Annotated in this window: 23 protein-coding genes, 1 tRNA gene and 1 pseudogene; 10 read left to right on the top strand and 15 right to left on the bottom strand. The window is 71.8% G+C overall.

What is annotated here, in order from left to right; translation table 11 throughout:
• Window positions 1-15 precede the first annotated feature (15 nt).
• The 5 genes from OG456_RS29470 to OG456_RS29450 all read left to right on the top strand — a co-directional run bounded on the left by OG456_RS29470 (window position 16) and on the right by OG456_RS29450 (window position 4,626).
• Window positions 16-240 carry a recombinase-like helix-turn-helix domain-containing protein gene (locus OG456_RS29470; protein WP_266566202.1) on the top strand — a complete coding sequence of 75 codons (225 nt, stop codon included), beginning with the start codon at window positions 16-18 and terminating at the stop codon, window positions 238-240.
• Between the two features lie 4 nt (window positions 241-244).
• Complete coding sequence (locus tag OG456_RS29465) at window positions 245-1,267, top strand: aromatic ring-hydroxylating dioxygenase subunit alpha (RefSeq protein WP_266566200.1); 1,023 nt, start codon at window positions 245-247, stop codon at window positions 1,265-1,267.
• Window positions 1,264-2,532 (top strand): MFS transporter, encoded by a 1,269-nt coding sequence (locus OG456_RS29460; protein ID WP_266566198.1) that lies wholly within the window; start codon window positions 1,264-1,266, stop codon window positions 2,530-2,532. Before OG456_RS29465 ends, OG456_RS29460 begins: the two co-directional genes overlap by 4 nt.
• 197 nt (window positions 2,533-2,729) lie before the next feature.
• Entirely contained in the window at window positions 2,730-3,401 is a 672-nt protein-coding gene (locus OG456_RS29455) for a FadR/GntR family transcriptional regulator (protein ID WP_266566196.1), read from the top strand.
• A gap of 184 nt (window positions 3,402-3,585) precedes the next feature.
• Complete coding sequence (locus tag OG456_RS29450) at window positions 3,586-4,626, top strand: PAC2 family protein (RefSeq protein WP_266566194.1); 1,041 nt, start codon at window positions 3,586-3,588, stop codon at window positions 4,624-4,626.
• A 160-nt stretch (window positions 4,627-4,786) separates the two neighbouring features.
• Here the strand turns inward: OG456_RS29450 and mshC are convergent, their stop codons facing one another.
• From mshC to OG456_RS29425, 5 genes are all read right to left on the bottom strand, one after another.
• Window positions 4,787-6,016, bottom strand: coding sequence for a cysteine--1-D-myo-inosityl 2-amino-2-deoxy-alpha-D-glucopyranoside ligase (mshC, locus tag OG456_RS29445; protein ID WP_266566192.1), 1,230 nt, complete (start codon window positions 6,014-6,016; stop codon window positions 4,787-4,789).
• Between the two features lie 92 nt (window positions 6,017-6,108).
• Complete coding sequence (locus OG456_RS29440) at window positions 6,109-6,549, bottom strand: SRPBCC domain-containing protein (protein WP_116503052.1); 441 nt, start codon at window positions 6,547-6,549, stop codon at window positions 6,109-6,111.
• Between the two features lie 122 nt (window positions 6,550-6,671).
• Window positions 6,672-7,508, bottom strand: coding sequence for an SCO1664 family protein (locus OG456_RS29435; RefSeq protein WP_266566187.1), 837 nt, complete (start codon window positions 7,506-7,508; stop codon window positions 6,672-6,674).
• On the bottom strand, window positions 7,472-8,062 hold the full coding sequence (locus OG456_RS29430; RefSeq protein ID WP_266566185.1) for a DUF3090 domain-containing protein: 591 nt from the start codon (window positions 8,060-8,062) through the stop codon (window positions 7,472-7,474). The genes OG456_RS29435 and OG456_RS29430 overlap by 37 nt, the downstream gene beginning before the upstream one ends.
• Before the next feature lie 100 nt (window positions 8,063-8,162).
• Complete coding sequence (locus OG456_RS29425; RefSeq protein ID WP_266566183.1) at window positions 8,163-8,849, bottom strand: histidine phosphatase family protein; 687 nt, start codon at window positions 8,847-8,849, stop codon at window positions 8,163-8,165.
• A gap of 62 nt (window positions 8,850-8,911) precedes the next feature.
• On the opposite strand from OG456_RS29425, the gene corA reads away from it, so the two are divergent.
• The gene (gene corA, locus OG456_RS29420; protein ID WP_266566181.1) at window positions 8,912-9,910 is read left to right on the top strand and encodes a magnesium/cobalt transporter CorA; all 999 of its coding nucleotides are present in this window, start codon (window positions 8,912-8,914) and stop codon (window positions 9,908-9,910) included.
• A gap of 19 nt (window positions 9,911-9,929) precedes the next feature.
• Here the strand turns inward: corA and OG456_RS29415 are convergent, their stop codons facing one another.
• Both OG456_RS29415 and OG456_RS29410 read right to left on the bottom strand, forming a co-directional pair.
• Window positions 9,930-10,718 carry a ferritin-like domain-containing protein gene (locus OG456_RS29415; protein ID WP_266566179.1) on the bottom strand — a complete coding sequence of 263 codons (789 nt, stop codon included), beginning with the start codon at window positions 10,716-10,718 and terminating at the stop codon, window positions 9,930-9,932.
• Between the two features lie 237 nt (window positions 10,719-10,955).
• On the bottom strand, window positions 10,956-12,011 hold the full coding sequence (locus OG456_RS29410) for an LLM class F420-dependent oxidoreductase (RefSeq protein ID WP_266566177.1): 1,056 nt from the start codon (window positions 12,009-12,011) through the stop codon (window positions 10,956-10,958).
• Between the two features lie 128 nt (window positions 12,012-12,139).
• Here OG456_RS29410 and OG456_RS29405 point away from each other — a divergent pair, with 128 nt between their 5' ends.
• Entirely contained in the window at window positions 12,140-13,123 is a 984-nt protein-coding gene (locus OG456_RS29405; protein WP_266566175.1) for an aldo/keto reductase, read from the top strand.
• Complete coding sequence (locus tag OG456_RS29400) at window positions 13,120-15,408, top strand: helix-hairpin-helix domain-containing protein (protein WP_266566173.1); 2,289 nt, start codon at window positions 13,120-13,122, stop codon at window positions 15,406-15,408. The genes OG456_RS29405 and OG456_RS29400 overlap by 4 nt, the downstream gene beginning before the upstream one ends.
• An 82-nt stretch (window positions 15,409-15,490) precedes the next feature.
• Here the strand turns inward: OG456_RS29400 and OG456_RS29395 are convergent, their stop codons facing one another.
• On the bottom strand, window positions 15,491-16,192 hold the full coding sequence (locus OG456_RS29395; RefSeq protein ID WP_266566171.1) for a hypothetical protein: 702 nt from the start codon (window positions 16,190-16,192) through the stop codon (window positions 15,491-15,493).
• Window positions 16,193-16,239: 47 nt separating this feature from the next.
• On the opposite strand from OG456_RS29395, the gene OG456_RS29390 reads away from it, so the two are divergent.
• The gene (locus tag OG456_RS29390; protein ID WP_067429589.1) at window positions 16,240-16,428 is read left to right on the top strand and encodes a DUF5703 family protein; all 189 of its coding nucleotides are present in this window, start codon (window positions 16,240-16,242) and stop codon (window positions 16,426-16,428) included.
• 76 nt (window positions 16,429-16,504) lie between these two features.
• On the opposite strand, the gene OG456_RS50545 is transcribed toward OG456_RS29390, so the two are convergent.
• The 3 genes from OG456_RS50545 to OG456_RS29370 all read right to left on the bottom strand — a co-directional run bounded on the left by OG456_RS50545 (window position 16,505) and on the right by OG456_RS29370 (window position 19,099).
• A complete protein-coding gene (locus OG456_RS50545) occupies window positions 16,505-17,248 on the bottom strand; it encodes a chaplin (protein ID WP_323136364.1) in 744 nt (247 codons plus the stop codon).
• 140 nt (window positions 17,249-17,388) lie between these two features.
• Window positions 17,389-17,622: a chaplin gene (locus OG456_RS29375; RefSeq protein ID WP_266566167.1), complete on the bottom strand. Its 234-nt coding sequence runs from the start codon at window positions 17,620-17,622 to the stop codon at window positions 17,389-17,391.
• A 151-nt stretch (window positions 17,623-17,773) separates the two neighbouring features.
• Entirely contained in the window at window positions 17,774-19,099 is a 1,326-nt protein-coding gene (locus OG456_RS29370) for a M20/M25/M40 family metallo-hydrolase (RefSeq protein WP_266566165.1), read from the bottom strand.
• A 188-nt stretch (window positions 19,100-19,287) separates the two neighbouring features.
• On the opposite strand from OG456_RS29370, the gene OG456_RS29365 reads away from it, so the two are divergent.
• Window positions 19,288-19,375: transfer RNA gene (locus OG456_RS29365), tRNA-Leu, on the top strand.
• 79 nt (window positions 19,376-19,454) lie between these two features.
• Here OG456_RS29365 and OG456_RS29360 read toward each other — a convergent pair.
• From OG456_RS29360 to OG456_RS29345, 4 genes and pseudogenes are all read right to left on the bottom strand, one after another.
• Window positions 19,455-20,615 (bottom strand): annotated as a pseudogene (locus tag OG456_RS29360) (ROK family protein); the annotation flags it as partial.
• Entirely contained in the window at window positions 20,612-21,598 is a 987-nt protein-coding gene (locus OG456_RS29355) for an ABC transporter ATP-binding protein (RefSeq protein ID WP_266566163.1), read from the bottom strand. The pseudogene OG456_RS29360 and the gene OG456_RS29355, both read right to left, overlap by 4 nt.
• On the bottom strand, window positions 21,595-22,566 hold the full coding sequence (locus tag OG456_RS29350) for an ABC transporter ATP-binding protein (protein WP_266566161.1): 972 nt from the start codon (window positions 22,564-22,566) through the stop codon (window positions 21,595-21,597). The genes OG456_RS29355 and OG456_RS29350 overlap by 4 nt, the downstream gene beginning before the upstream one ends.
• Window positions 22,559-23,482, bottom strand: coding sequence for an ABC transporter permease (locus OG456_RS29345; protein WP_266566159.1), 924 nt, complete (start codon window positions 23,480-23,482; stop codon window positions 22,559-22,561). The genes OG456_RS29350 and OG456_RS29345 overlap by 8 nt, the downstream gene beginning before the upstream one ends.
• Between the last annotated feature and the right edge of the window lie 4 nt (window positions 23,483-23,486).

Below are 23,486 nucleotides of genomic sequence, written 5' to 3'. Positions count from 1 at the left end.
TCCCTGGAGGCACGTGTGACCACCACCTGGCCGTACCTGGACGTCCACCAGTCCCGTACGCACGAACCCACCCCCTACGAGTACAAGCTGGCCGCCACCCTCGAAGAGGTCTTCACCAAGGAGGGCCACGAACTCAGCGACGTCATCCGTGGGCTGAACGCCCGCCAGGTCCACGCCCCCGACGGCGCCCCGTGGACCGAGGACTCGTTCCGCGCCGAGATGCACCGACTGGGAGCGTGACCCGATGACCGCCACCACGACCGCCTCGGCGACTTCCTCCGCCGACCACATCTACGCGACGGGCCTGCGCAACCAGTGGCACCCCGTCGTGCCGTCCTCGTTCGTCGCGCCCGGCGCCATGCGCAAGGTGACCGCGCTCGGCGAACAGTGGCTCCTGTTCCGCCGCTCCGACGGCGCGCTGTCCATGCTCGCGGACCGCTGCCCGCACCGCGGCGCGCCCCTGTCGCTGGGCAAACACCTCGGCGACCGGGTGGCGTGCTGGTACCACGGCGTCGAGGTCGAGGGCGACGGCACCGTCTCCTCGGTGCCCGGCCTGCCCGGCTGCAGCCTGGAGGGCAAGAAGCTCGTCAGGTCGCTGCCCGTGCGCGAGGTCGGCGGCGCGGTCCTCGCCTACTTCGGCGACGAAGAGCACCCGGAACCGGCCGAGTTGACGCTCCCGGAGCCGCTCACCGACCCCGGCACCGACGCGATCCTGTGCTACGCGGAGTGGGACGTGCCGTGGCGTTACGCCGTCGAGAACCTCCTCGACCCGATGCACGGCGCCTTCCTGCACCACGACTCGCACACCATGTTCGATGGTGACACGACGGCCAAGTTCCGCATCCGCGAGACCGACCGGGGCTACTTCTTCGAGAAGACCGACCAGCGGGGCGTCAACTTCGACTGGGTCGAGCTGTGCCACACCGGCGTCGACTGGGTCGACCTGTCGATCCCGTACCCGCCGTCGGCCGGCCCCGGCGGCCCGTTCGGCATCGTCGGCATGGTCTGCCCCGTCGACGAGAAGCGCTGCGGCGTCTTCTTCTGGCGCTACCGCACGGTCGAGGGCTGGCAGCGCGACACCTGGCGCTTCCTCTACAAGACCCTCATCGAGAAGCGCCACTGGGATGTGCTCGAACAGGACCGCGTGATGCTGGAGGCCATGCCGGCCGACGCCGACCAGCGCGAGAACCTCTACCAGCACGACCTGGGCGTGGTGCGCCTGCGCCGCATGTACCGGGCGGCCGCCGCGCAGCAGGCACCTGCATGAGTCCGAGAGCCCGCTGGTCGGGTGTCCTCAGCCTTCTGGTCATCGTCCTGATCAGCTACGTGGACCGGGTGAACGTCTCCGTCCTCATCACCGACGAGGCGTTCACGGACCACTTCGGCATCACCGGTGACCGGGTGGCGCAGGGCGCCCTGTCGACCGTCTTCCTCCTGGGGTACGGCGTCGCGGCGTTCTTCCTCACCCCGTTCTACGAGACGACGCTCGGGGTGCGGCGCGGCCTGTTCGTGAGCGTGGCCCTGTGGTCGGTGATGACCCTGCTGTCGCCGTACGCCCTGGGCGCGCTCACGCTCACGGTGCTGCGTGCCCTGCTGGGCGCGGCCGAGGGACCGCTGTTCTCGCTCAAGACGATGTACGTGCGCGAGCACTTCTCGCCGCACGAGGCGGGAAGGCCGAACGCGGTCAGCTCGATGGGGGTGTCCCTGGGCACGGCCGCGGGCCTCCCCCTGATCACGTATCTCGTCTACCGCTTCGACTGGCACACGTCCTTCCTCGCCCTGGCCGCGCTCAACGCGGTGATCGGCCTGCCGCTGATCGCCCTGTTCGTCCGCGGCCGGGGTGTGGGGAGGGCCCGCCGGCCCGGGTTCGGTGCCACCCTCAAGGGCGCCCTGCACATGCCGCGCCTGGCGCCGATCCTGCTCATCGAGATCGCCACGCTCGCGTATCTGTGGGGTTCGAGCGCCTGGCTGCCGTCGTATCTGCTGCAGGAGCGGCACTTCTCTCTGGCCGCCATGGGCGCCGTGTCGTCGCTGCCGTTCCTGATGTCGCTGGTGTCCGGGTTCCTCGGGGGTCTGCTGCTCGACCGGCTGCCGCGGCGGCTGCTCGCGCTGCCGTTCGTCGTCGGCTCGGCTGGTACGGCGGTCTGTGTCCTCCTCGTCGCCGGGGCGGACAGCGACGGGGCGGCGGCGACGGGACTGATCCTCGCGGGCGGGTTCTGGGGCCTGCAGGGCCCGGCGATACCCACGCTGGTCCAGCACTGCGCGCCGGCCCGTTTCGTGGGCAGCGCGTACGGGGTGGTCAACGGGGTCGGCAACCTGGTCTCGGCATTCATGCCGACGCTGATGGGCGTGGCCATCGCGGCGAGCGGCGGGCATGGCTTCGGCGCCGGGTTCGCGCTGCTGGCCGGGGCACAAGCGATCACGCTGGTGTGCGGGGCGTGGCTGCTCGCGCGGCCGGTGCAGGCTCTGTCGGACGCGAGTGCGCAGTCCACGACGGACCGCTCCGACTTGGCGAAGAGCCAGGCGAGTTGAGGACGCCCGGCCGGGGAGATCCCGGCCGGGCGTGCGTCGTCCGCCGTGCGCGTGTTCCGCTCCCGCACCCGCACGATCAGGTCGTGGTTACGGGACTACGTCCCGCCTACCGCGTCCGTGCACACATAATGAGCCGATACATCGGAGGTATCGGCGCTCCAGACGGTGGCGCTCCAACCGAGGACAGGGAGGCCGCCATGGCTGTCACCGACGAGGCCATCGAGAAGATCAAGGGCATGATCGTCTCCGGCGCCCTGCGCCCGGGCGACCGGCTCCCCAAGGAGAGCGAACTCGCCGCCGATCTCGGCCTGTCCCGCAACTCCCTGCGCGAGGCCGTCCGCGCCCTGTCCCTCATCCGCATCCTCGACGTGCGGCAGGGCGACGGGACGTACGTCACCAGCCTCGACCCCCAACTCCTCCTCGAAGCCCTGAGTTTCGTCGTCGACTTCCACCGCGACGACACCGTCCTCGAATTCCTCGCGGTGCGTCGCATCCTGGAGCCGGCCGCGACCGCGATGGCCGCCACCCGGATCGACGAGGCGCGGCTCGACACGCTCGCGGCCCAGCTGGACGCACTCGGCGCCGCTCCCTCGGTCGAGGAACTCGTCGCCTCCGACCTGGAGTTCCACCGCGGCATCGTGCAGAGCTCGGGCAACTCGGTCCTGTGCTCGCTCCTCGACGGCCTGTCCGGCCCGACGACCCGGGCGCGCGTCTGGCGCGGTCTGACGCAGGAGGACGCGGTCAGCCGGACCCTGCACGAGCACCGGGCGATCCTGGCGGCGCTGCGCGACGGTGACGCGGAGGCGGCGCGGTCCTGGGCGACGGTGCACATCGCGAGCGTGGAGCAGTGGTTGCGCTCCACACTCTGACGCGGGTTCCGCTACCTGCGTGAAGGGGGAGTGCGAGGGCGGCTCGCGGGGCAGTGATCCGGTCACTCCCCCGTACAAGGGGACTGCGGATGGCCCTCGCGGACGCCGTAAGGTGGGCAGGTACGCGATGGGGGTACCTCCCAGGCCGTCAGGGCACTGGGGGAACGTCGGAAGGAGGCGCTGGGTGATCGAGCTCGAGGGGGTTCCCGAGCTGGTCGACCCGGTCATGGTGGCCGCGTTCGAAGGCTGGAACGATGCCGGTGACGCCGCCTCAGCCGCGGTCGCGCATCTCGACAAGGAGTGGAAGGGCGAGGTGTTCGCGGCGCTCGACGCCGAGGACTACTACGACTTCCAGGTCAACCGGCCGACGGTGTGGCTCGACGGCGGCGTGCGCAAGATCACCTGGCCGACGACCCGGCTCTCCGTGGTCAGGGTCGGCGGCGACAAGCCGCGCGACCTGGTCCTGGTCCGGGGCATCGAGCCGTCGATGCGGTGGCGTTCGTTCTGCAACGAGCTGCTCGGCTTCGCGCACGAGCTGGGCGTCGAGCTGGTCGTCATCCTGGGCGCGCTGCTCGGCGACACCCCGCACACGCGGCCCGTGCCGGTCAGCGGCGTCACGTCCGACGCGGACCTGGCGCGCACCATGGACCTGGAGGAGACCAAGTACGAGGGTCCGACGGGCATCGTCGGCATCCTCCAGGAGGCCTGCACGCACGCGGGCGTCCCCGCCGTCTCCCTGTGGGCGGCGGTGCCGCACTACGTGTCGCAGCCGCCGAACCCGAAGGCGACGCTGGCGCTGCTCAACCGCCTGGAGGACCTGATCGACCTGCGCATCCCGCTGGGCGAGCTGGCCGAGGACTCCCGGGCGTGGCAGCTGGGCGTGGACCAGCTGGCGGCTGAGGACAGCGAGGTCGCCGAGTACGTGCAGTCGCTGGAGGAGGCCCGGGACACCGCGGAACTTCCCGAGGCGTCCGGCGAGGCGATCGCCCGCGAGTTCGAGCGCTATCTGCGGCGCAGGGACGGCGGCGGCCCTCCGGGTGGTCCGGCCGGCCACGCGACGGACGGCGGCGACACGGCGTCGTACCTGCGGGACACCCCGAGCGAGCGCACCCGGCCGCCGCGGCCCCAGCGACCCGATCCGGGCACGGAGACCCCCGGCGGGACGGGTGACACGGACACGTCCTCGGACTCCGGGGACGATTCCTCCGAGGACTCGCCGGAGTAGGGCGACACACGGCTCGGCAGGGGCGGTGCACACAGGGTGTGCACCGCCCCTTCGCAGTGCGCCTGCCGTCACCCGGGCAAACGTGACCGCCCCCGAACTCCGTTGAGTTCGAGGGCGGTTGAGGGATGTGTGCCCCGGGACCGGGCCCGGGGCACGGTGTCTAGAGCGCCACTCCGAGCAGGGCGTCGACCGCGCGGGACACCACGCCGGGCGCCCCCTCGTCCGTACCGCCCTGCTCCGTCTGAAGGGCGGCCCAGCGGTCCACCGCGAGGAGCGCGGACGGTGCGTCGAGGTCGTTCGTCAGCGCCTCGCGGATCTCCTCGACGAGTGCCGCGGCGGACGGACCGTCGGGTCGGGACACGGCGGCACGCCAGCGGCCCAGCCGCTCGACGGCGTCGCTCAGGACCTGGTCGGTCCACTCCCAGTCGGCCCGGTAGTGGTGCGCGAGGAGCGCGAGACGGATCGCGGCCGGGTCGACCCCGTCGCGCCGGAGCTTCGAGACGAAGACGAGGTTGCCCTTGGACTTCGACATCTTCTCGCCGTCGAGCGCGACCATGCCGGCGTGGACGTACGCCTTGGCCATCGGGAACTCGCCGGTGAGGACCTGCGCGTGCGAGGCACCCATCTCGTGGTGCGGGAAGGCCAGATCGGACCCTCCGCCCTGCACGTCGAAGCCCATGCCCAGGTGGTCGAGGGCGATGGCGACGCACTCGATGTGCCAGCCGGGCCGGCCGCGGCCCAGCGAGCCGCCGTCCCAGCTCGGCTCGCCCTCGCGGGCGGCCATCCACAGCATCGGGTCGAGCGGGTTCTTCTTGCCCGGGCGATCCGGGTCACCGCCCCGCTCGGCGGACAGCAGCCGCATCGCCGCGGCGTCCAGGCGGGAGACCTGGCCGAAGTGGGGGTCGGACTCGACGGAGAAGTAGACGTCGCCCTCGAGCTCGTAGGCGGCGCCCATGTCCCGGAGGCGTTCGACGAGCGGCACGATGCCGGGTATCGCCTCGACGGCTCCGATGTAGTGCTGCGGCGGCAGCATCCGCAGGGCGGTCATGTCCTCGCGGAAGAGGGCGGTCTCGCGCTCCGCGAGACCGGTCCAGTCGACGCCGTCACGGATCGCGCGCTCAAGCAGCGGATCGTCGACGTCCGTCACGTTCTGGACGTAGTGAACCTGCCGCTTGGTGTCGAGCCACACGCGCTGAACGAGGTCGAACGCGTTGTAGGTCGCCGCGTGACCCATATGGGTCGCGTCGTACGGGGTGATCCCGCAGACGTAGATACGGGCGACGGGACCGGGCTCGAGGGTGACGAGGCCATCGGTCGCGGTGTCGTGGATCCTCAGGTCGCGGCCCTTGCCAGGCAGGACGGGGACCTCAGAAGCGGGCCAGGCATACATGCCATGAGCGTAACCGGACGGAGCTTCCGCATACGAACCGGACCGGGTCCGATGGCCGGGAAGGCCCTCTTGCGGTCTGCTCGGGTGCCATGTCAGGCCTCGACGGTGGCACGGATGGCGCCCGAGAGTCCGAAGTGGCGGATGCCGTGCAGCAGATGGGCTCTGAGCCCCGTCACGAAGTACGTCCACCCCTGCGTCTGCCCGACGGCCCGCGCGGCGCCCTCCAGGTTCTCCCCCATGGGCTGCTCGGTGATCGTGAGCAGCGTGGCCGCGCCGTCGTCGGCCCGCTCCAGCTCGATGGTCACGTCTCCCCCGGGCCAGCTCCACGAGATCAGCCGGTCCGTCTCCACGGGCCCGACCTCGACGTCGAAGGTCGCGTCGACATGGCCGAAACGCCAGGTCACCGTGGTGTCCGGGATCATTGGGGCGGATGCGTCAGCCGTGAAGAAGCTGGACAGCCCCTCCGGGCTCACGATGGAGTTGAACACGTCCTTCACGGGCCGGTCGATCCGGTCCTCGACGATCAGTTTCACGGCGTGGCCTCCGTTCCGGGGATCCCCTGAGGGATCTCTTCGAACGTAGCCGCAGCCACTGACATGCGCCCCCGGACGACGCGGACCGCAGGGCTCGAACAGGTCGGCTCGAACAGGCCGGCTCAGACGGGCGGCCACGGGATGGCCGGCCACTCCCCGCTCGGCTCCCGGTGCTTCCCGGCCGTGAGCATCGCGTCGACCCGCGCGCGTACGGCGTCCAGCTCGGCCCCGGTGATCAGCTCCGCGAGCCGCAGCGCGAGGGGTTTCCCGGCCCCCAGGGCGCCCGTGAGCGCCTTCAGGGCGTCGGTCGCCTCTCCGGTCAGGGGCTCCCCCGCCCAGCCCCACAGGAGCGTGCGCAGCTTGTCCTCGGTGTTGAAGGAGACACCGTGGTCGATGCCGAACAGGTTCCCCTCGGCGTCGACCAGGAGGTGGCCGCCCTTGCGGTCGCCGTTGTTGATCACCGCGTCCAGCACGGCGAGGCGCCGCAGCCGCACGTCGTCGGCGTGCACGAGCAGCGCCGTGCGCCCCTCGCCGACCTCCGCGAACCCGACGGCCTTCCAGCCGTCGCCCGGCTCCTCACCCTCCACGAGAGCGAGCAGCTCAGCACCCTCGGCGGGCTCCTCGGGCTGGTCGATCCAGAGCTGGCACATGCCTTCGCCGTACGGTCCGTCGCGCAGCACGGTCGGCGGTACGAGGCTCCACCCGAGGGCCTCGGAGACCTCGTAGGCGGCGACCTCGCGCCGGGCGAGGTTGCCGTCGGGGAAGTCCCACAGGGGGCGCTCGCCGGCGACGGGCTTGTACACGCACGACGCCTCACGGCTCGCGTGGGTGACCGTGCACAGGAGCACCGCGTTCGACGCCTCACGGATGCGCCCCTGGACCGCCAGCTCGCCCCTGATGAGGAGGTCCGTGTCCGAGACGGTCACGCTCCTCGCCGGTATCCGTTCTGACGCGGGCATACGTGTCCCTCCGGGTCGAGCGGCAGACTGCACAGGGGGCACGGCGGACGCCCCGCGTTCACGACGTCCAGGGCGCGCTTGGCGAACGCGCGGGCCTGGACGCCGGTGAGCCGGACCCGCAGCATCGGGGGGCCGTTCTCCTCGTCCTGGAGCAGCCGTTCCTCGGCCTCCGCGAGGTCCTCGTCGGAATCCGCGTCGAGCTCGACGAGCGCCTGCGCCTCGACGATCATCCGCTCCTCCTCGCCGTCCCAGGCGAGGGCCATCGTGCCGACTCGGAACTCCTCGTCGACGGGCGCCTCCAGAGGCGCGGTGTCGTGGATCTCCGTGGGCACGACGGCGGGCACCGGCGCGTTCCCGCCGCTGCGGCGCACGACCTCGTCGAGGAGCTCGTCCATGCGCTCGGCGAGGGCGGCGACCTGGGTCTTCTCCAGGGCCACACTCGTCACACGGGCGCCGGCCGAGGCCTGGAGGAAGAAGGTGCGGCGCCCGGGGAGCCCGACCGTGCCGGCCACGAAGCGCTCCGGGGGGTCGTAGAGGAACACCTGACGGGACACGTCCTGTCTCCATTGGAATCGACTGATGGGACCGACTGCTTGATCGGGCGCGGCAACAACTGCAGCTACTGCGACGGCTTCACCCTACTGCGGCGGACGATCACGGGGCGCCCGCACCGCCCCCGACCGGGGCGTCCCCCTCGGCCGGCTTCTCGCGCGGGGCGAGCGAGGCGAAGTCGCCGGTGTCGCCGAGGCGGACGAGATAGGGGCGGAGCCGGGTGTAACGGATCGCCGTGACCGAGCAGGGCTCCACGGAGATGCGCTGGAAGAGGTCCAGATGAAGCCCTAGGGCGTCCGCGACGAGCGACTTGATGATGTCGCCGTGGGAGCACATCAGATAGGTGGCGTCCGGGCCGTGATCACGCTCCACGCGCGCGTTCCATTCGCGTACGGCCTCGGCCGCGCGGTGCTGCATGGCCCGCATGGATTCGCCGCCGGGGAACGCGGCGGCCGACGGGTGCTGCTGCACGACCTCCATCAGGGGGTCGTCGACGAGCTCGGCGAGCTTGCGGCCCGACCAGTCGCCGTAGTGGCACTCGCCGATGCGGTCGTCGGTGTGCGGGGTGAGTTCCGGGCGGGCGGCGAGCAGCGGGGCCAGGGTCTCCTGACAGCGCTGGAGGGGGCTCGTGACGATCTCGGCGAGGGGCACCGCGGCCAGCCGCTCCGGAAGCGCGGCGGCCTGCGCGGTGCCGCGCTCGTCGAGGGACACACCGGGGGTCCACCCGGCGAGCAGGCCCGCGGTGTTGGCGGTGGAGCGTCCGTGCCGGACGAGGATCAGCGTGGGCATGCGGGCCAGCCTAGGCCCAGTGCGACGTGCGGCCCGGGCACCCCCTGGGAAGAATACGAAGCGTGATCGTCGACTGCGGCATCTATCGCGACGGGCGCAGGACCGAGGGGCCCGCGGACTTCTCCCACGCGCTCGCCGAGGCCAGGGCCGAGGGCCACTCCTTCGTCTGGATCGGCCTGCACGAGCCGACGGAGGACGAGTTCGAACGGGTCAGCGAGGCGTTCGGGCTGCATCCGCTGGCCGTCGAGGACGCGCTCAAGGCGCATCAGCGGCCGAAGCTGGAGGTGTACGACGACTCGGTGTTCGTGGTGCTCAAGCCGGTCGTGTACGAGCCGGACAGCGACAGGGTCTCGTCCGGTGAGGTCATGCTCTTCATGGGCGACTCGTTCGTGGTGACCGTCCGGCACGGCGAGGGCGCACCCCTGAAGGCCGTACGCAAGCGGCTCGAAGCCGACCCCGATGTGCTGCGGCACGGGCCGACCGCGGTCCTGTACTCGATCGCCGACGCGACCGTCGACCACTACCTGGAGGTCGCCACCGAGCTCCAGACCGACATGGAGGGGCTGGAGGCGGAGGTGTTCTCGCCGGAGGGTGGCGGCTCGCGCAACACGGCATCCAGGATCTACACCTTCAAGCGCCAGATCCTGGAGTTCCGCAGGGCCACGGGCCCGCTGTTGCTCCCGATCGCCCGGCTGTCCGGAACGGGTCAGTCCATAGGGCCCGTGCCCTTCGTGAACAACTCGGCGCGGCCGTTCTTCCGCGACGTCAGCGACCACCTCCTGCGCGTCAACGAGTCGGTGGACGCCCTCGACCGACTCGTCTCGGACATCCTGTCGGCGCACCTGGCGCAGATGGGCGTGCGGCAGAACGACGACATGCGCAAGATCTCGGCGTACGCCGCCATGGCCGCGGTCCCGACCCTGATCGCGGGCATCTACGGCATGAACTTCGACCACATGCCGGAGCTCCACTGGATCTGGTCGTATCCCATCGTGATCCTCGGGATGCTCTGCCTGGAACTTCTGCTGTTCCGGACGTTCAAGCGGCGCGGCTGGCTGTAGCGCGCACCTGTGGCGGGGGCTAGGCGAACTCGACCGCGCTCGTCGCGGGCCCGCCCAGCGCGTTGCGCCGCTCCGGCATCTCCAGGGACACCATCCGCCGCCAGCCGACCAGGCGTTCGTACGCGTACACGGCGTGGATGCAGGCCGCGAGCAGGGCCGCCTTGGGCTTCGGCCAGCGCAGGATGTGCCCCATGTGCTCCATGACGGCGAGGCTGACGTCGCGGTAGACGCGGATCTCCTCCAGGGCGCACTCGCGCAGGATGCGCTGGATGTCACGGCCGTGGCCCGCGTACGCGAAGCGCAGCAGCTCCTCGTGGCAGTACGCCAGGTGGTTGTCCTCGTCAGCCGAGATCATCTTCACCGCGCGGCCGATGTCGGGGTCGTCCGCGAAGTACTTGCGCAGCAGGTCCATCTGCTCGGAGGCCCGCTGCTCGGTGACCCGGCTGTGGGCGAGATACGTGACGACGTCCCGCACGGTGAGCGGCTCGTCGGCCTTGAGCTGCTGGTGCGCGAGGCCGATGCCGTGCTTCTCCAGGAGCATCGTGTAGTCGGTCTCCGGCGGTACGTCCACGGGTCGCAGGCCGCGCTTCCTCATCAGCGCGTTGAAGATCCGCCCGTGCTTGTCCTCGTCGGCGCCGTGCCGCGCCACCTTGGGCGCGAGGTCCCGCTCGCTGAGGGGGACCAGCGCGGCGATACGGCCGTTCTCCCAGCCTCCCTGCGACTCCCCGCTCGCCGCGATGGAGCAGAAGAGCCGGAAAGACTCGTCGTCGTCGAGGATCTCCTGGAACAGACTCTTGGCCGACAGCATCTCTGGCACCTCCGTGCGCGCCGCGCGTTCCGTGCGGGGTTCCGCCGAAAACGAGTCAAATACGGCATGCCGGACCGGGCAACAGCTGTGTGGGGCCACTCGGCCGAAGGAAGGACCCCTAGAGAGGGTCCCGGGGCGTAACCAGGTGCCCGATGAGACGTTGTTACCCGTGACGGCCGTGGCGGGGAAGACCCCCGAGCCCCCACCACGGCCGCAGAACTTTCCCTCTCCCCGCGGTTACGCCAGTCCGGCCCGCTCCAGGGCCTCCGTGCCGGCCCGCAGGGCCGCGATCCGCTCGTCGAGCGTGAAGCCCGCGGGGGCCAGCGTCAGGGTCGTCACCCCGGCAGCCGCATAGGCCTGCATCCGCTCGGCGATCCGGTCCACGGAGCCGAGCAGCGTCGTCGAGTCGATCAGCTGATGCGGCACCGCGGCCCCCGCACCCTCCTTGTCGCCGCCCAGGTACTTGTCCTGGATCTCGGCGGCTTCCTTCTCGTAGCCCATGCGCTGGGCGAGCTGGTTGTAGAAGTTCTGCTTCCGGCTGCCCATGCCGCCGACGTACAGGGCGGTGTACGGGCGGAACATGTCGGCGAGCGCGGGCACGTCCTTGTCGGCGCCGAGCGCGAGGGGCAGCGTCGGGACGACGTCGAAGCCCTCCAGGGTCTTGCCGGCCTTCTCGCGCCCCGCCCGCAGGTGCGTCAGGGCGGTCTCCTCCAGGTGCTCGGCGGCCGGGAAGATCAGCAGGGCGCCGTCGGCGATCTCGCCGGTCTGTTCCAGGTTCTTCGGGCCGATCGCCGCGATGTAGAGCGGGATGTGCTCGCGCTGCGGGTGCACGGTCATCTTGAGCGGCTTGCCCGGGCCGCCCGGAAGCGGCAGCGTCCAGTGCTCGCCCTCGTACGACAGCCGCTCGCGGCTCATCGCGCGGCGCACGATGTCGACGTATTCGCGGGTGCGGGCGAGGGGCTTGTCGAACTTCACGCCGTACCAGCCCTCGGAGACCTGCGGGCCGGAGACACCGAGGCCGAGGCGGAAGCGGCCGCCGGACAGGGAGTCGAGGGTCGCGGCCGTCATCGCGGTCATCGCGGGCTGGCGGGCGGGGATCTGCATGATGGCGGAGCCGATGTCGATGCGTTCGGTCTGCGCGGCGACATAGGAGAGCACCGTGGGCGCGTCCGAGCCGTAGGCCTCCGCGGCCCAGCAGACGGCGTAGCCGAGCTTGTCGGCCTCCCGTGCGACGGCCAGGTTGTCCGCGTCCATTCCGGCGCCCCAGTAACCGAGGTTGATGCCGAGCTCCATGACCGATCCCCTTACTGATCAGTAACGTCCTTTGTCCGGGCACCCTAGCGCGCCGGTTCGGGGGTCGGCAGAGGCCGGTTGTCCACAGGCCCCCAATAACCGACTTCCGGCCAGTAATCTCAGCGCCCATGGAGCAGAGGCATCTCGGCCGCACCGGCCTGCGCGTGTCCCGGATCGGGCTCGGCACCCTCACATGGGGCCGCGACACCGACGAGCACGACGCCGCGGACCTGTTGAAGACCTTCTGGGAAGCGGGCGGCACACTCGTCGACACGGCCGATGTCTACGGGGGCGGGGAGGCCGAGTATGTCCTCGGGCAGCTCGTCGAGGGCCTCGTGCCACGGCGCGATCTGGTCATCGCGACCAAGGCCGGCAGCGTGCCCGACCCGGACCGCCGCTTCGACGGCTCGCGCGCCCATCTCCTCTCCGCCCTCGACGCGTCCCTCGCCCGCCTCGGCACGGACTACGTCGACCTGTGGCAGGTCCACGCCTTCGACCCGGCCACGCCGCTCGACGAGACGCTCCAGGCCCTCGACATCGCGGTGAGCAGCGGCCGCGCCCGGTACGCGGGCGTGTCCAACTTCTGCGGCTGGCAGCTGGCCAAGGCCGGCACGTGGCAGCTGGCCGCACCGGGGATACGCACCCGGCTCGCCAGTACGCAGATGGAGTACTCCCTGCTCCAGCGTGGGGTCGAACGGGAGGTCCTGCCCGCGGCGCTCGACCTCGGCATCGGTCTGCTCCCGTCGTCACCGCTCGGCCGCGGGGTCCTCACCGGCAAGTACCGCAAGGCCACGCCCGCCGACTCGCGGGGCGCGTCCGACCACATGGCGCCCTTCGTCGCGCCCTACCTCGACGACGCCGCGACCCGCATCGTCGACGCGGTCACCACGGCGGCGGACGGCCTCGCGGTGACGCCGCTCCAGGTCGCCCTCGCCTGGATCCGCGACCGGCCCGGGGTGGCCGCCCCCATCATCGGCGCGCGCAACTCGCAGCAGCTCACGGCGGCATTGTCAGTGGAGGCCCTTAGTCTTCCTGACGAGATCTGCCAGGCGCTCGACGACGTGTCGGCGCCCGTGCACCGCTATCCCGATCAGGACTGGAGCACGCTGTGAGTACGGAGCCCGCTGCCGCGGAGGGCCACCCGGGCCCGGCCGATACCGACGCGCCCCGCGCCGGGCAAGGCGCGGAGGCCACCGGCCCCGAGGAGACCGCCGCCGAGGAAGTCGAGGAAGGGGCCGGCGCCCCTGATCCGGCTGAGACGGACGACGGTGCCGATGCCGGTGCCGGTGCCCCCGCGGCGGAGCCCGCCGCCGAGGGCGAAGGCGTGTCCGAGGCCGCTGCCGAGATCGCCGCGCAGCGGGAGTTGCAGGAGCGGATCGCCCAGCGGAAGGCGGCCAAAGAAGGGCCCATCACGGCCGGGGGGAAGCTGAGCGGTACGGCCGCCGATCTCCTCGCCGCGGTCCGGGCCGTCGAGAGCGGTGAGCGGCCCGCCGCCGTGTTCGGCGACCCGGCACCGGCTCCCCGCAAGGTCGTCGCCGAGCCCGTCCGCCGTGCGCCGGCCGCCGCGCCCGCGGGGCCTGCCGAACCGGCCGCGGAGGCCGTCGACGCTGTGCTGGCCCTCCTGGCCGAGGGCGGCGCCCCCGCCTCGCTCGCCGCACCCGCCGCCGCGACGCTCGGCGAGGGCGCGGACAGCGCGCTCCGGGACGACCCGTGGCAGCTTCTGCGGGTCCCGGGCGTGCGCCCCGAGCAGGCGGACGGCTTCGCCCGCGCGCTGCTCGGCGCCGAGTGCGGCCCCGACGACGAGCGCAGGGGCCGTGCCGTGACCGTATGGCTGCTGGAACAGGCCGCGGTCGCGGGGCACACCGCCCTGGACGCGCCGCTGCTCGCTCAGGCGCTGGGCAAGCGCGCCGTGCCCGACCCGGACGAGGCGGTGCAGAGCGTCATCGCGGAGGGCGACGCGCTCGTCTTCCAGGACGCGTTGGAGGAGCCGCCCGGCGGGCCCGCCCGCGCCCCGGAGAGCGCCCAGGAGACCGCAGCGCAGGACGGCTCGGACGACGGCTCGGACGACGGCTCGCAGGACGGTGACGAAGCCGAGCGGCCGGTCCGGGTGCTCGTCGGCCTCGAGCGGTACACGCTGGCCGAGGAGAGCCTCGCCGACGGGCTTGCCCGGCTGGTCAACTCCCTTTCCAAGGAGGACAGTTCGCAGGCCCTCGCGGACTGGGAGCCGGCCGCCGCGGCGGCCGCCGGTTCCACCGCCGAGCTGATCAGGGCGGCCGCCGGACACGGCCTCGTCCTGCACACGGGCGCCGAGGCGGCGCGCGCCGAACCCGCCGCACTCGTCCAGGCCGCGGCCCGCCTCGGCCTGCGCGTGTGCGCCGCGGCGCACAGCGTCGACGGGCGGCACCGCCTCGCCGAGCACTTCGGCCCCGGCGCCCCGGAGGGCACCGCGGTCACCGTGTCCGGCCTGCTGTCCGGCACCGAGGGCCCTGGCCGGGACCGGGACGGCGCGCTCGCGGTGGACCTGCTGGTGGTCCTGGACGCGCCGCAGCTCGACGTGGAGACGGCCGCGATGCTCGCCGAGTCGCTCCCGGACGGCGCGCGGCTCGTCCTCAGCGGCGACCCGTCCGTCCTGTGGTCCGCGGGTCCCGGCCGGGTCTTCGCGGATCTCCTCGCGGCCCGCGTGTGCCCCCAGATCGCCTCCCGCACCCCGGACCCCGGCCCGGTCGGCGAGCTGGTCTCCGGCATCGGCGTGGGCGAGCTGAACGAGGTGGCGGCCCCCGGCAAGGAAGTCGTGATCGTGCCGGTGCGCGACGCCGCCGAGGCGATCCACCGGGCCGTGCAGCTGGTCGCCGACTCGGTGCCGCGGGCGATCGGCGTGCCCTCCGAGCAGACCCAGGTCATCACCCCCGGCCACGGGGGCGCCGCCGGGACACGCGCGCTGAACGCGGCCCTCAAGGAGCGCCTCAACCCCGGCCCCGGCCGCTTCGGCGGCTTCGACCCGGGCGACCGGATCGCGTACGTACCGGCCGCTGGCCGCACGGTGCCCGGCCGGGTGGTGCGGGCCGACACGGACGGCCTGCACCTGGACTGCGCCGGTGCCCCGGTCGTCGTACCGCAGGACGCGGTGGAGCGGACCGTACGGCACGGGTGGGCGCTGACCGCGCACCAGGCGGTGGGGCTGCGGTGGCCCGCGGCGGTGGTCGTGCTGCCGGGCGACGCGACGCAGGCGCTGAGCCGCCCGTGGGTGTACACGGCGTTCGGACGCGGTGAGCGACACCTCTCGGTGGTGCACGGCGTCGACGCGGCCCTGCCGCGCGCCGTGGCCGAGGTCCCGGCCAAGCCGCGTACGACGCGCCTGCAGACCCTGCTGCGCGCGCAGGTCCCGCCGACGCAGTAGGCACACAGCAGCAAGCGGGAGGGGCGGGCGGACCGAAGTCCGCCCGCCCCTCCCTCACTCGCTCACGACGTCACCGGCCGAGTCAGGTCGGTTCCAGCTCGTCGTCCGTGGCACCCGCGCCCGCGTCGGGCCCGTCGTCCGCGAGGTCGCCGTCCAGCTCGTCGTCGAAGACGGAGCTGACGTCGAAGCGGCAGACGACCCGCTGCGGATCGGCCTGGTCGAACGGCGCGTCCAGCCACTCCCCCGGCTCCGCCGGTTCGTCCGAGGCCGTCACCCACAGCGTGGAGTCGCCCTCCTCCAGGCCGAACTCCTTGTGCCGGGAGGCGATTTCGTCGGGTTCGAACTCTCCGAAGAGGACCCCGAGTGCAGCGTGCACGCTGTTCCCGATGGTCCCGACCGCCGCCGCGGCGCCGTCGCCGAGGTCCGAGTCGGCCTCCACGTCGGCGACCCGCTGGGCCTGTGCGAGCAGTCGCTGCGGCTCCACCACGGCGTAGTCGCGGCGGATGAGCACGCTCAGGGCGTTCGGTTCCTCGGGGCCGGTGTACGGGGGCAGCGAGTCCTCCGTACCGGGAATCTCGAAGGGGGTGACCTCGTCGTAGCGGTCGTAGAGGAGCTCGTCGTACTCCTCGGCCGCCGCGGCCAGTTCGTTGAACGCTTCATAGACGGCCGGATCGTCCTCACCCGACCTGCGCTCGACAGCCGCCAGGTGGCGGTCGAGCGCAGCCTTGACCGCCTCGGCGGCGGCGCGTACCTCGGCAGCGGTGGGCTGCGCAGCATCAGACATAGAGCAGACGCTATCCGTACACGGCCGGTGCCCGCACAATAGATGCGATGCCGGAATACGAATTTGTCGACGTGTACGTCCCTCGCGGGGTCTCCCGCAAGGACGCCACACGCCTGCTGACCGACCATGCCGAGTACGGACACTGGGAGTTGGACCGCCTGAGCCTGCTGCGTGACGGCAGCCGCAGAGTGCGGTTGCGCCGGCGGATCATCCGCCAGCTGCGCGCCACGTGGTGAGTGAACGGAGCGGGCCCCGTCACTACTGGGCCCGCTCCGTTCCGCACCTTCTCAGTCACGCCGCGTCACGCGGCGGTCACACGCCTGCCCGCGCCCGCCGGTAGAGGAGCGCGCCCGCGAGCAGGGCGCCCGCACTGGCCGGCAGGACGGTACCCAGCGGCATCGAGCTGCCGGTCTCGGCGAGCTGCTCCGAACCCTTGGGCTGGGTGACGGTCTGCGTCCCCGGGTGGTTCGGGGTGACGGGGTGGCTCGGATTCGACGGCGTGACCGGGTGGTGGGGCGTGCCCGGGTGGTGGGGCGTGCCCGGCACGGTCTTCGTCGGCGGCTTGGTCGGCGGGGTCGTCGGGGTCGTCGGCTCGTGGCCTCCCGGCGAGTTCGCGCAGTCGTTGCCGCCCGCGGGGTTGAGAAGCCCGATGACCGAGACGCTGTTGCCGCAGGCGTTGACCGGCACGTGGACCGGGACCTGCACATGGTTGCCGGAGCCGACACCGGGCGAATCGCTCGTGCCCCCCTCGGCCGTGGCGCCACCGCCGTGGTGGTGGTGGTGACTCCCACCGGGGTGGCCGCCTCCCGGCTTCGACGTGTTGGCACAGTCGTTGCCCAACGTGGGGTTGAGCAACCCGACGACGTTCACTGTGTTGCCGCACGCGTTGACCGGGATGTCCACGGGGAGCTGGATCGTGTTGCCGGAGAGGACGCCGGGCGATCCCGACGAGCCCCCCTCGGCACCGGAGTCGGCGTGTGCGTAGCCACCGGACACGGCGAGTACGCCGGTCGCGGCCGCCACGGTGATCAGGCCTTTGCGCGTGACCTGTCGCATAGCTTTTAACCTGCCTTATGCCTTGCGGAATGCGCACGGGCATCCATACGCGTGCGCGGAATGGCCATCGGCCCCGGAGCGCATGGCGCGCACTCCGGGGCCGACGGACTCAGGCCCTCAAGGGGCGATGCACAACAGCGTCACTTGTTGACGCAGGCGTTGCCGAAGGTGGGGTTCAGCAGCCCGATCACGGACACCGTGTTGCCACAGGCGTTCACCGGGATGTGGACCGGAACCTGGATGACGTTGCCCGAGATCACACCGGGAGCCTTCACGGCGGCACCCTGGGCACCGGCGTCGGCAGCGGCGATGCCCGCACCAGCGAGCACGAGACCACCAGTGGCAGCCGCAGCAGCGACGACCTTCTTGATCATTATTCCTCCTTGTTGGCAATGCAGTCCCAGCCGCGGACTGCACTCCCTGTAACGAGGAGGGACTGATGAGGCTACGAGCCTATGTTTCCTTTCACTCTTTCCAGTCCCGTGCGTACGCGCAGTCGAATACCGGCGGCGCGGTCCCGCCGGGTCAGGACGCGTCGATGAACCGGTCGAGCACACGCACACCGAACTTGAGCCCGTCGACCGGAACCCGCTCGTCGACGCCGTGGAACATGCCCGCGAAGTCCAGCTCCGGCGGCAGCTTCAGGGGGGCGAAGCCGAACCCGCGGATGCCGAGGTCGTCGAAGGACTTGGCGTCGGTGCCGGCGGAGAGCATGTACGGCACCGCGCGGGCGATCGGGTCCTCGGCCTGGAGCGCCGTCTGCATGGCGTCGACGAGCGCGCCGTCGAAGGTGGTCTCCAGGGCCTTGTCGGCGTGCACGTCCTCGCGCTTCACGTTCGGGCCGAGGATGCGGTCCAGGTCGGCGAGGAACTCCTCCTCGTAGCCCGGCAGATAGCGGCCGTCGACGTGCGCGGTGGCCTGCCCGGGGATCACGTTCACCTTGTAGCCGGCGCCGAGCTGGGTCGGGTTGGCGGTGTTCTGCAGCGAGGCGCCGATCAGCTTGGCGATGCCGCCGAGCTTGGCGAGCGTCTCGTCCATGTTCTCCGGGTCGAGCTCGGTGCCGAGCGCGTCGCCGAGCTCGTCGAGGAAGTGCCGCAGCGTCTTGGTGACCCGCACCGGGAACTTGTGCCGCCCCAGGCGCCCGACGGCCTCGGACAGCTCGGTGATCGCGTTGTCCCTGTGGATCATCGAACCGTGGCCGGCGGTGCCGTCCACGGTCAGCTTCATCCAGTGCATGCCCTTCTGGGCCGTCTCCACGAGGTAGAGCCGCAGCTTCTCGTTGACGGTGAAGGAGAACCCGCCGACCTCGCTGATCGCCTCCGTGCACCCCTCGAAGAGGTCCGGGTGCTTGTCGACGAGGTGCCGCGCGCCGTACGTGCCGCCCGCCTCCTCGTCGGCGAGGAAGGCCAGGACGATGTCGCGCGGGGGCTTGCGGCCGCTGCGCAGCCGGTCGCGGACGACCGCGAGGGTCATCGCGTCCATGTCCTTCATGTCGACCGCGCCGCGGCCCCAGACGCACCCGTCGGCGATCTCGCCGGAGAACGGGTGGTGGGTCCAGTCCGCCGCGTTGGCCGGTACGACGTCGGTGTGGCCGTGGATCAGGAGCGCGGGCCGCGAGGGGTCCTCGCCCTGGATGCGGGCGACCGTGGAGGCCCGGCCCGGGTGCGACTCGAAGATCTCGGGCTCGAGGCCCACCTCGGCGAGCTTCTCCGCCACGTACTCGGCGGCCTTGCGCTCGCCGGGGCCCGAGTGGTCGCCGTAGTTGCTGGTGTCGATCTGGATCAGCTCACGACAGAGGTCGACGACCTCGTCCTCGCCCGAGACCGTCCTGCCCGTGCTCGACTCGCTCACGCCTGTTCCTCCCACTGTCGTTGCTGGTGGTCCCCCTCATCCTCTCTCTCCGGAGGCCGCGGCCCAAGGGCGGGCGGGGGTCGTCATCCGCCGTTCACAGCGCAGAGGTGGCGGGATCGGGCACCCCTTCGGGCCTGGTAATGTTCTCTCTGTCGCCGCGGGGAACACCCCGCGAAGACAGACACCTTGTCCGGGTGGCGGAATGGCAGACGCGCTAGCTTGAGGTGCTAGTGCCCTTTATCGGGCGTGGGGGTTCAAGTCCCCCCTCGGACACCAGCTGAGACCCCAGTTCACCTGGGGTCTTTTGCGTTTCCGGAACTCTCGCAGGCCCTCTCCCCGGCCCGCGCCCCGTCAGACGCTCGAAGAGCAGCGGGCGGGCTGCGCGCAGGGCCGTCGTGATCGCTCCGAGAAGCACCGCGTCCGCTCCCGTCCTGCTGGGTTCGACGCGGGGACGCAGCGGGGTGAGGCGGTGCAGGGTCTCGCCGACCGTGGCGAGCAGGAGGTCCGCGCCCCGGCCGACGCCGCCGCCGAGGACCACCAGATCGGGGTCGAGGACGGCGGTCACGGAGGCGACGGCGAGGGCGAGGCGCTCGCCCTCCTGACGTACGGCGGCGAGAGCGGCACGGTCGCCGGTGCGGGCGGCGTCGAAGACGCGCTTGGCGGTGAGCGGCCCGGTCATGCCCAGGGCGCGGGCGGCCCGGACGACGGCGTCGGCGGAGACCGCGTCCTCCAGCATGCCGCGCCGGGGGGCCGCTCCCGACGCCGGTACGCCGTCCAGCGGCAGGAAGCCGATCTCGCCCGCGGCGCCGTGCGCGCCGAGGAAGAGTTCGCCGTCGGCGACGACGCCCATGCCGAGGCCGGTGCCGATCAGGACGTACACGAACAGATGGCTGTCCGCGCCCGCGCCGAAGGTGTACTCGCCGAGCGCGGCGAGGTTGGCGTCGTTGTGGACGGAGAGCGGGGTGCCGAGCCTGTGGCGCATGCGCTCGATGAGGCCGGGGCGCCCCCAGCCGGGCAGGTTGACGGCGTAGCGGACCCGGCCGGTGTGGCGGTCGAGGACGCCGGGGGTGGCGACGGCGGTGTGCACGATGTCCGCCTGGCTCAACCGCGCGTCCGCGAGGGCCTGTTCGGCGCAGGTGACGGCCGCGTCGGCGACCGCTCCCGCGCTGCGGCCGCGGTTGCGTACCTCCGTGCGGGAGACGATCGCGCCCGTGAGGTCGGCCACCGCCGTGCGCAGCCGGGCGCGGCCGATGTCGATGCCGAGGACGTGTCCGGCACGCGGGTCGGGTTCGTAGAGGACGGCGACGCGTCCCCTGCTCTGCGCGTGGGTGCCTGCCTCGCGGACCAGGCCCGCGCGTTCCAGGGCGGCGAGGGCGGAGGAGACAGTGGGCTTGGACAGGCCGCTGTCGCGGGCGAGTTGGGCGCGGGAGGCGGGGCCTTCGAGGCGTAGGCGTTCGAGGAGCAGCCATTCGTTGTTGCTGCGCAGGCGCAGGCGGTTCCAGGGGGGTGTCGTCACTGGGCGCCCTCGGGCGGGGCGGTGACGTGGCAGGCCGCCGTGTGGCCCTGGGCGACGGGGTGCAGGCGCGGGGTGACGTGGTGGCACCGGTCGACGGCGAGCGGGCAGCGGGTGCGGAAGCGGCAGCTGGGGGTGGGGTCGATGACGACGGGCGGGTCGGTCTTGGCGGCGGCCGCGTCGACGTCGAGCGGGGCCCGCGGATCGGGGACTGCGGACAGGAGCAGCTCGGTGTAGGGGTGGCGGGGGTGGGCCAGGACGTCCTCGGTGGGGCCGGTCTCGACGACGTGACCGCCGTACATGACGGCGATCCGGTCGGAGAGATAGCGGGCGCCGGCGATGTCGTGGGTGATGTAGAGGATGGAGACGCCCTCGGTCTCGCGCAGGTCGGCCATGACGTTGAGCAGGCCGATGCGGATGGAGACGTCGAGCATGGAGACGGGTTCGTCGGCGAGGATCAGTTTGGGGCGGTGGGCGAGGGCCTGGGCGAAGCCGATGCGCTGGCGCTGGCCGCCGGAGAGTTCGTACGGGAAGCGGGACAGGACCTCGGCGGCGGGGGTGAGGCCGACCGCCTCGACGACCCGCTCGGCCTCCGCCTGGCGCTCGGCGCCGCTCAGTTCGGGGCGGTGCAGCTTGAGGCCCCGCAGGATGCCGTGGGAGACGCGGTAGGCGGGGTTGAGGGAGGCGAAGGGGTCCTGGAAGACCATGGGGACGTCGCCGCGGTAGGCGAGCTTGGCCCTGCGGCCGCGGTGGGCGGTCAACGGCTGTCCCTGGTAACGGATTTCGCCGCGGGTGGGTTTGTGGACCTGGGCGACGAGGCGGGCGAGCGTGGACTTGCCGCTGCCGCTCTCGCCGACGAGGGCGACGATCTCCCGTTCGCCGATGGCGAGGTCGACGTCGTCGACGGCGTGCAGGACGCTGCGGGTGAGCCCGGTGCCGACCTTGAAGTGGCGGGTGAGGCCGATCGTTTCGAGGAGAGGGCTCATGAGGCGGCCTCCGTGAGGTGCAGCAGGCAGCGGGAGCGGGCCGCGCCCACTTCGTACAGGGCGGGCTCGCTGACGTGGCACCGCTCGTGGACGAGGGGGCAGCGCGGGGTGAAGCGGCAGCCGGCCGGGGGTGCGGCGAGGTCGGGCGGGCTGCCGGGGATGCCGTGCAGCGGGACGCGGGGGCCACGGATCGAGGGAAACGCTTCGAGGAGGCCGCGGCTGTAGGGGTGGGAGGGGTGGTCGAAGACGGTGCGGGTGGGCCCCTGTTCGACGACCTGGCCCGCGTACATGACGAGGAGCTGGTCGGAGAAGTGGCTCACCAGGGACATGTCGTGGGTGACGAACACGACGGCGAAGCCGAGGAGCTGCTGGAGTTCCTTGATCTGGACCATGAGGGAGCGCTGGGCGACGACGTCGAGCGCGGAGGTCGGCTCGTCCATGATGACCAGGTCCGGGGTGAGCAGCAGCGCCATGGCGATCATGGCGCGCTGACGCATGCCGCCGGAGAGCTGGTGCGGGTAGCTGTGCAGATGGACCGGGTCGATGCCGACGAGGTCGAGGACCTCGCTGGAGCGGGCGCGGATCTCCTCGTTCGTGTGAGTCCCGTGGGCGGCCATGGCGTCCTTGTACTGGGCGGCGAGGGTGGCCACCGGGTTCAGGGCGTTCATGGCGGACTGCAGGACGACGGAGTAGTCGCGCCAGCGCAGGGCATTGAGTTCGCGTTCGCCGAGGGTGACGAGGTTCTCGCCGCGGAAGCGGACGGTGCCGCCGGCGATGCGGGCGGGCGGGTTCAGCAGCTGCGCGACGGCGAACATCAGGGTGGACTTGCCGCAGCCGGATTCGCCGACGACCGCGGTGAACTGTCCCTTTTCCACGATGAGTTCGACGTGGTCGACGGCCGTGACCGGGCCGCGGGCGGTGTCGTAGACAACAGTCAGGTCGGTGACGCTCAGCAGGGGTTCAGGCACCTTTGCGCCTCCTTCGTACGGGACGCAGGGCCGGGTTGCCGATCTCGTCGAAGGCGTAGTTGACGAGGGCGAACGCGACGCCGAGCAGGGCGACGCACAGGCCGGGGGCGATGGACCACAGCGGGGTGCCGGTCTGCAGGGCCTGCTGGTTCTGGGCCCAGTAGAGCATCGTGCCCCAGCTCTGCGAGTTCGGGTCGCCGAGGCCGAGGAACTGCAGGCCGGCCGCGCTCAGTACCGAATAGAGCGCGGCGCCGAGGAAGTTGGCGACGATGAGGGACGTCATCGTCGGCAGGACTTCGCAGACGATGATGTACGAGCGCCGCTCGCCGCGTACCCGCGCCGACTCCAGGAAGTCCCGGTTGCGCAACGACAGGGCCTGGGCGCGCAGTTGGTTGGCGCCGTAGGACCAGCCGGTGAAGACGAGGACGGCGAGGATGACGGTGAGCGAGCCCTTGCCGGCGTACTTGGCGAGGATGATCACCAGAGGGAACGCCGGGATGACGAGGACAACGTTCGTCAACAGGGACAGCAGGTCGTCGGCGAGGCCGCCGAGGTACGCGGCGGAGACTCCGATGATCACGGACAGGACGGTGGCGAGGGCGCCGGCGACGACGGCGATGACGAGCGACTCCCGTGTGCCGTAGACGAGTTGGGAGTAGATGTCCTGGCCGAGCGCCGTGGTGCCGAGGAGGTGGGCGGTGGACGGGGCGAGGCGGGGGGCGAAGTTCGCCTCGTCGGCGTGGTCGACGGAGGTGAACAGGCCCGGGAACGCGGCGACGACGGTGAACACGAGCAGGATCACCGCGCCCGCCATGGCTTTCCGGTTGCCCCGGACGGCCCGCCAGAGGCCGCCGCCCGCCCGGGTGCGGCCGGGGGCCTTCTCCGGGGGCGGTGCGGTGACGGCGGTGGTGGTCATCGGG

The sequence above is a fragment of the Streptomyces sp. NBC_01446 genome (assembly GCF_026340095.1).
In the GTDB taxonomy this organism is placed as follows: Bacteria; Actinomycetota; Actinomycetes; order Streptomycetales; family Streptomycetaceae; genus Streptomyces; species Streptomyces aureus.
This window is presented reverse-complemented; position numbering and strand designations above follow the sequence as displayed.

Coding starts and splice junctions, on each gene's coding strand:
- OG456_RS50545 (WP_323136364.1), bottom strand. CDS start 17,248: ATGCGACAGGTCACGCGCAAAGGCCTGATCACCGTGGCGGCCGCGACC.
- mshC (WP_266566192.1), bottom strand. CDS start 6,016: ATGTATGCCTGGCCCGCTTCTGAGGTCCCCGTCCTGCCTGGCAAGGGC.
- OG456_RS29465 (WP_266566200.1), top strand. CDS start 245: ATGACCGCCACCACGACCGCCTCGGCGACTTCCTCCGCCGACCACATC.
- OG456_RS29390 (WP_067429589.1), top strand. CDS start 16,240: ATGCCGGAATACGAATTTGTCGACGTGTACGTCCCTCGCGGGGTCTCC.
- OG456_RS29355 (WP_266566163.1), bottom strand. CDS start 21,598: ATGAGCCCTCTCCTCGAAACGATCGGCCTCACCCGCCACTTCAAGGTC.
- OG456_RS29425 (WP_266566183.1), bottom strand. CDS start 8,849: ATGCCCACGCTGATCCTCGTCCGGCACGGACGCTCCACCGCCAACACC.
- OG456_RS29395 (WP_266566171.1), bottom strand. CDS start 16,192: ATGTCTGATGCTGCGCAGCCCACCGCTGCCGAGGTACGCGCCGCCGCC.
- OG456_RS29375 (WP_266566167.1), bottom strand. CDS start 17,622: ATGATCAAGAAGGTCGTCGCTGCTGCGGCTGCCACTGGTGGTCTCGTG.
- OG456_RS29455 (WP_266566196.1), top strand. CDS start 2,730: ATGGCTGTCACCGACGAGGCCATCGAGAAGATCAAGGGCATGATCGTC.
- OG456_RS29415 (WP_266566179.1), bottom strand. CDS start 10,718: ATGCTGTCGGCCAAGAGTCTGTTCCAGGAGATCCTCGACGACGACGAG.
- OG456_RS29460 (WP_266566198.1), top strand. CDS start 1,264: ATGAGTCCGAGAGCCCGCTGGTCGGGTGTCCTCAGCCTTCTGGTCATC.
- OG456_RS29405 (WP_266566175.1), top strand. CDS start 12,140: ATGGAGCAGAGGCATCTCGGCCGCACCGGCCTGCGCGTGTCCCGGATC.
- OG456_RS29345 (WP_266566159.1), bottom strand. CDS start 23,482: ATGACCACCACCGCCGTCACCGCACCGCCCCCGGAGAAGGCCCCCGGC.
- OG456_RS29435 (WP_266566187.1), bottom strand. CDS start 7,508: ATGCCCGCGTCAGAACGGATACCGGCGAGGAGCGTGACCGTCTCGGAC.
- OG456_RS29410 (WP_266566177.1), bottom strand. CDS start 12,011: ATGGAGCTCGGCATCAACCTCGGTTACTGGGGCGCCGGAATGGACGCG.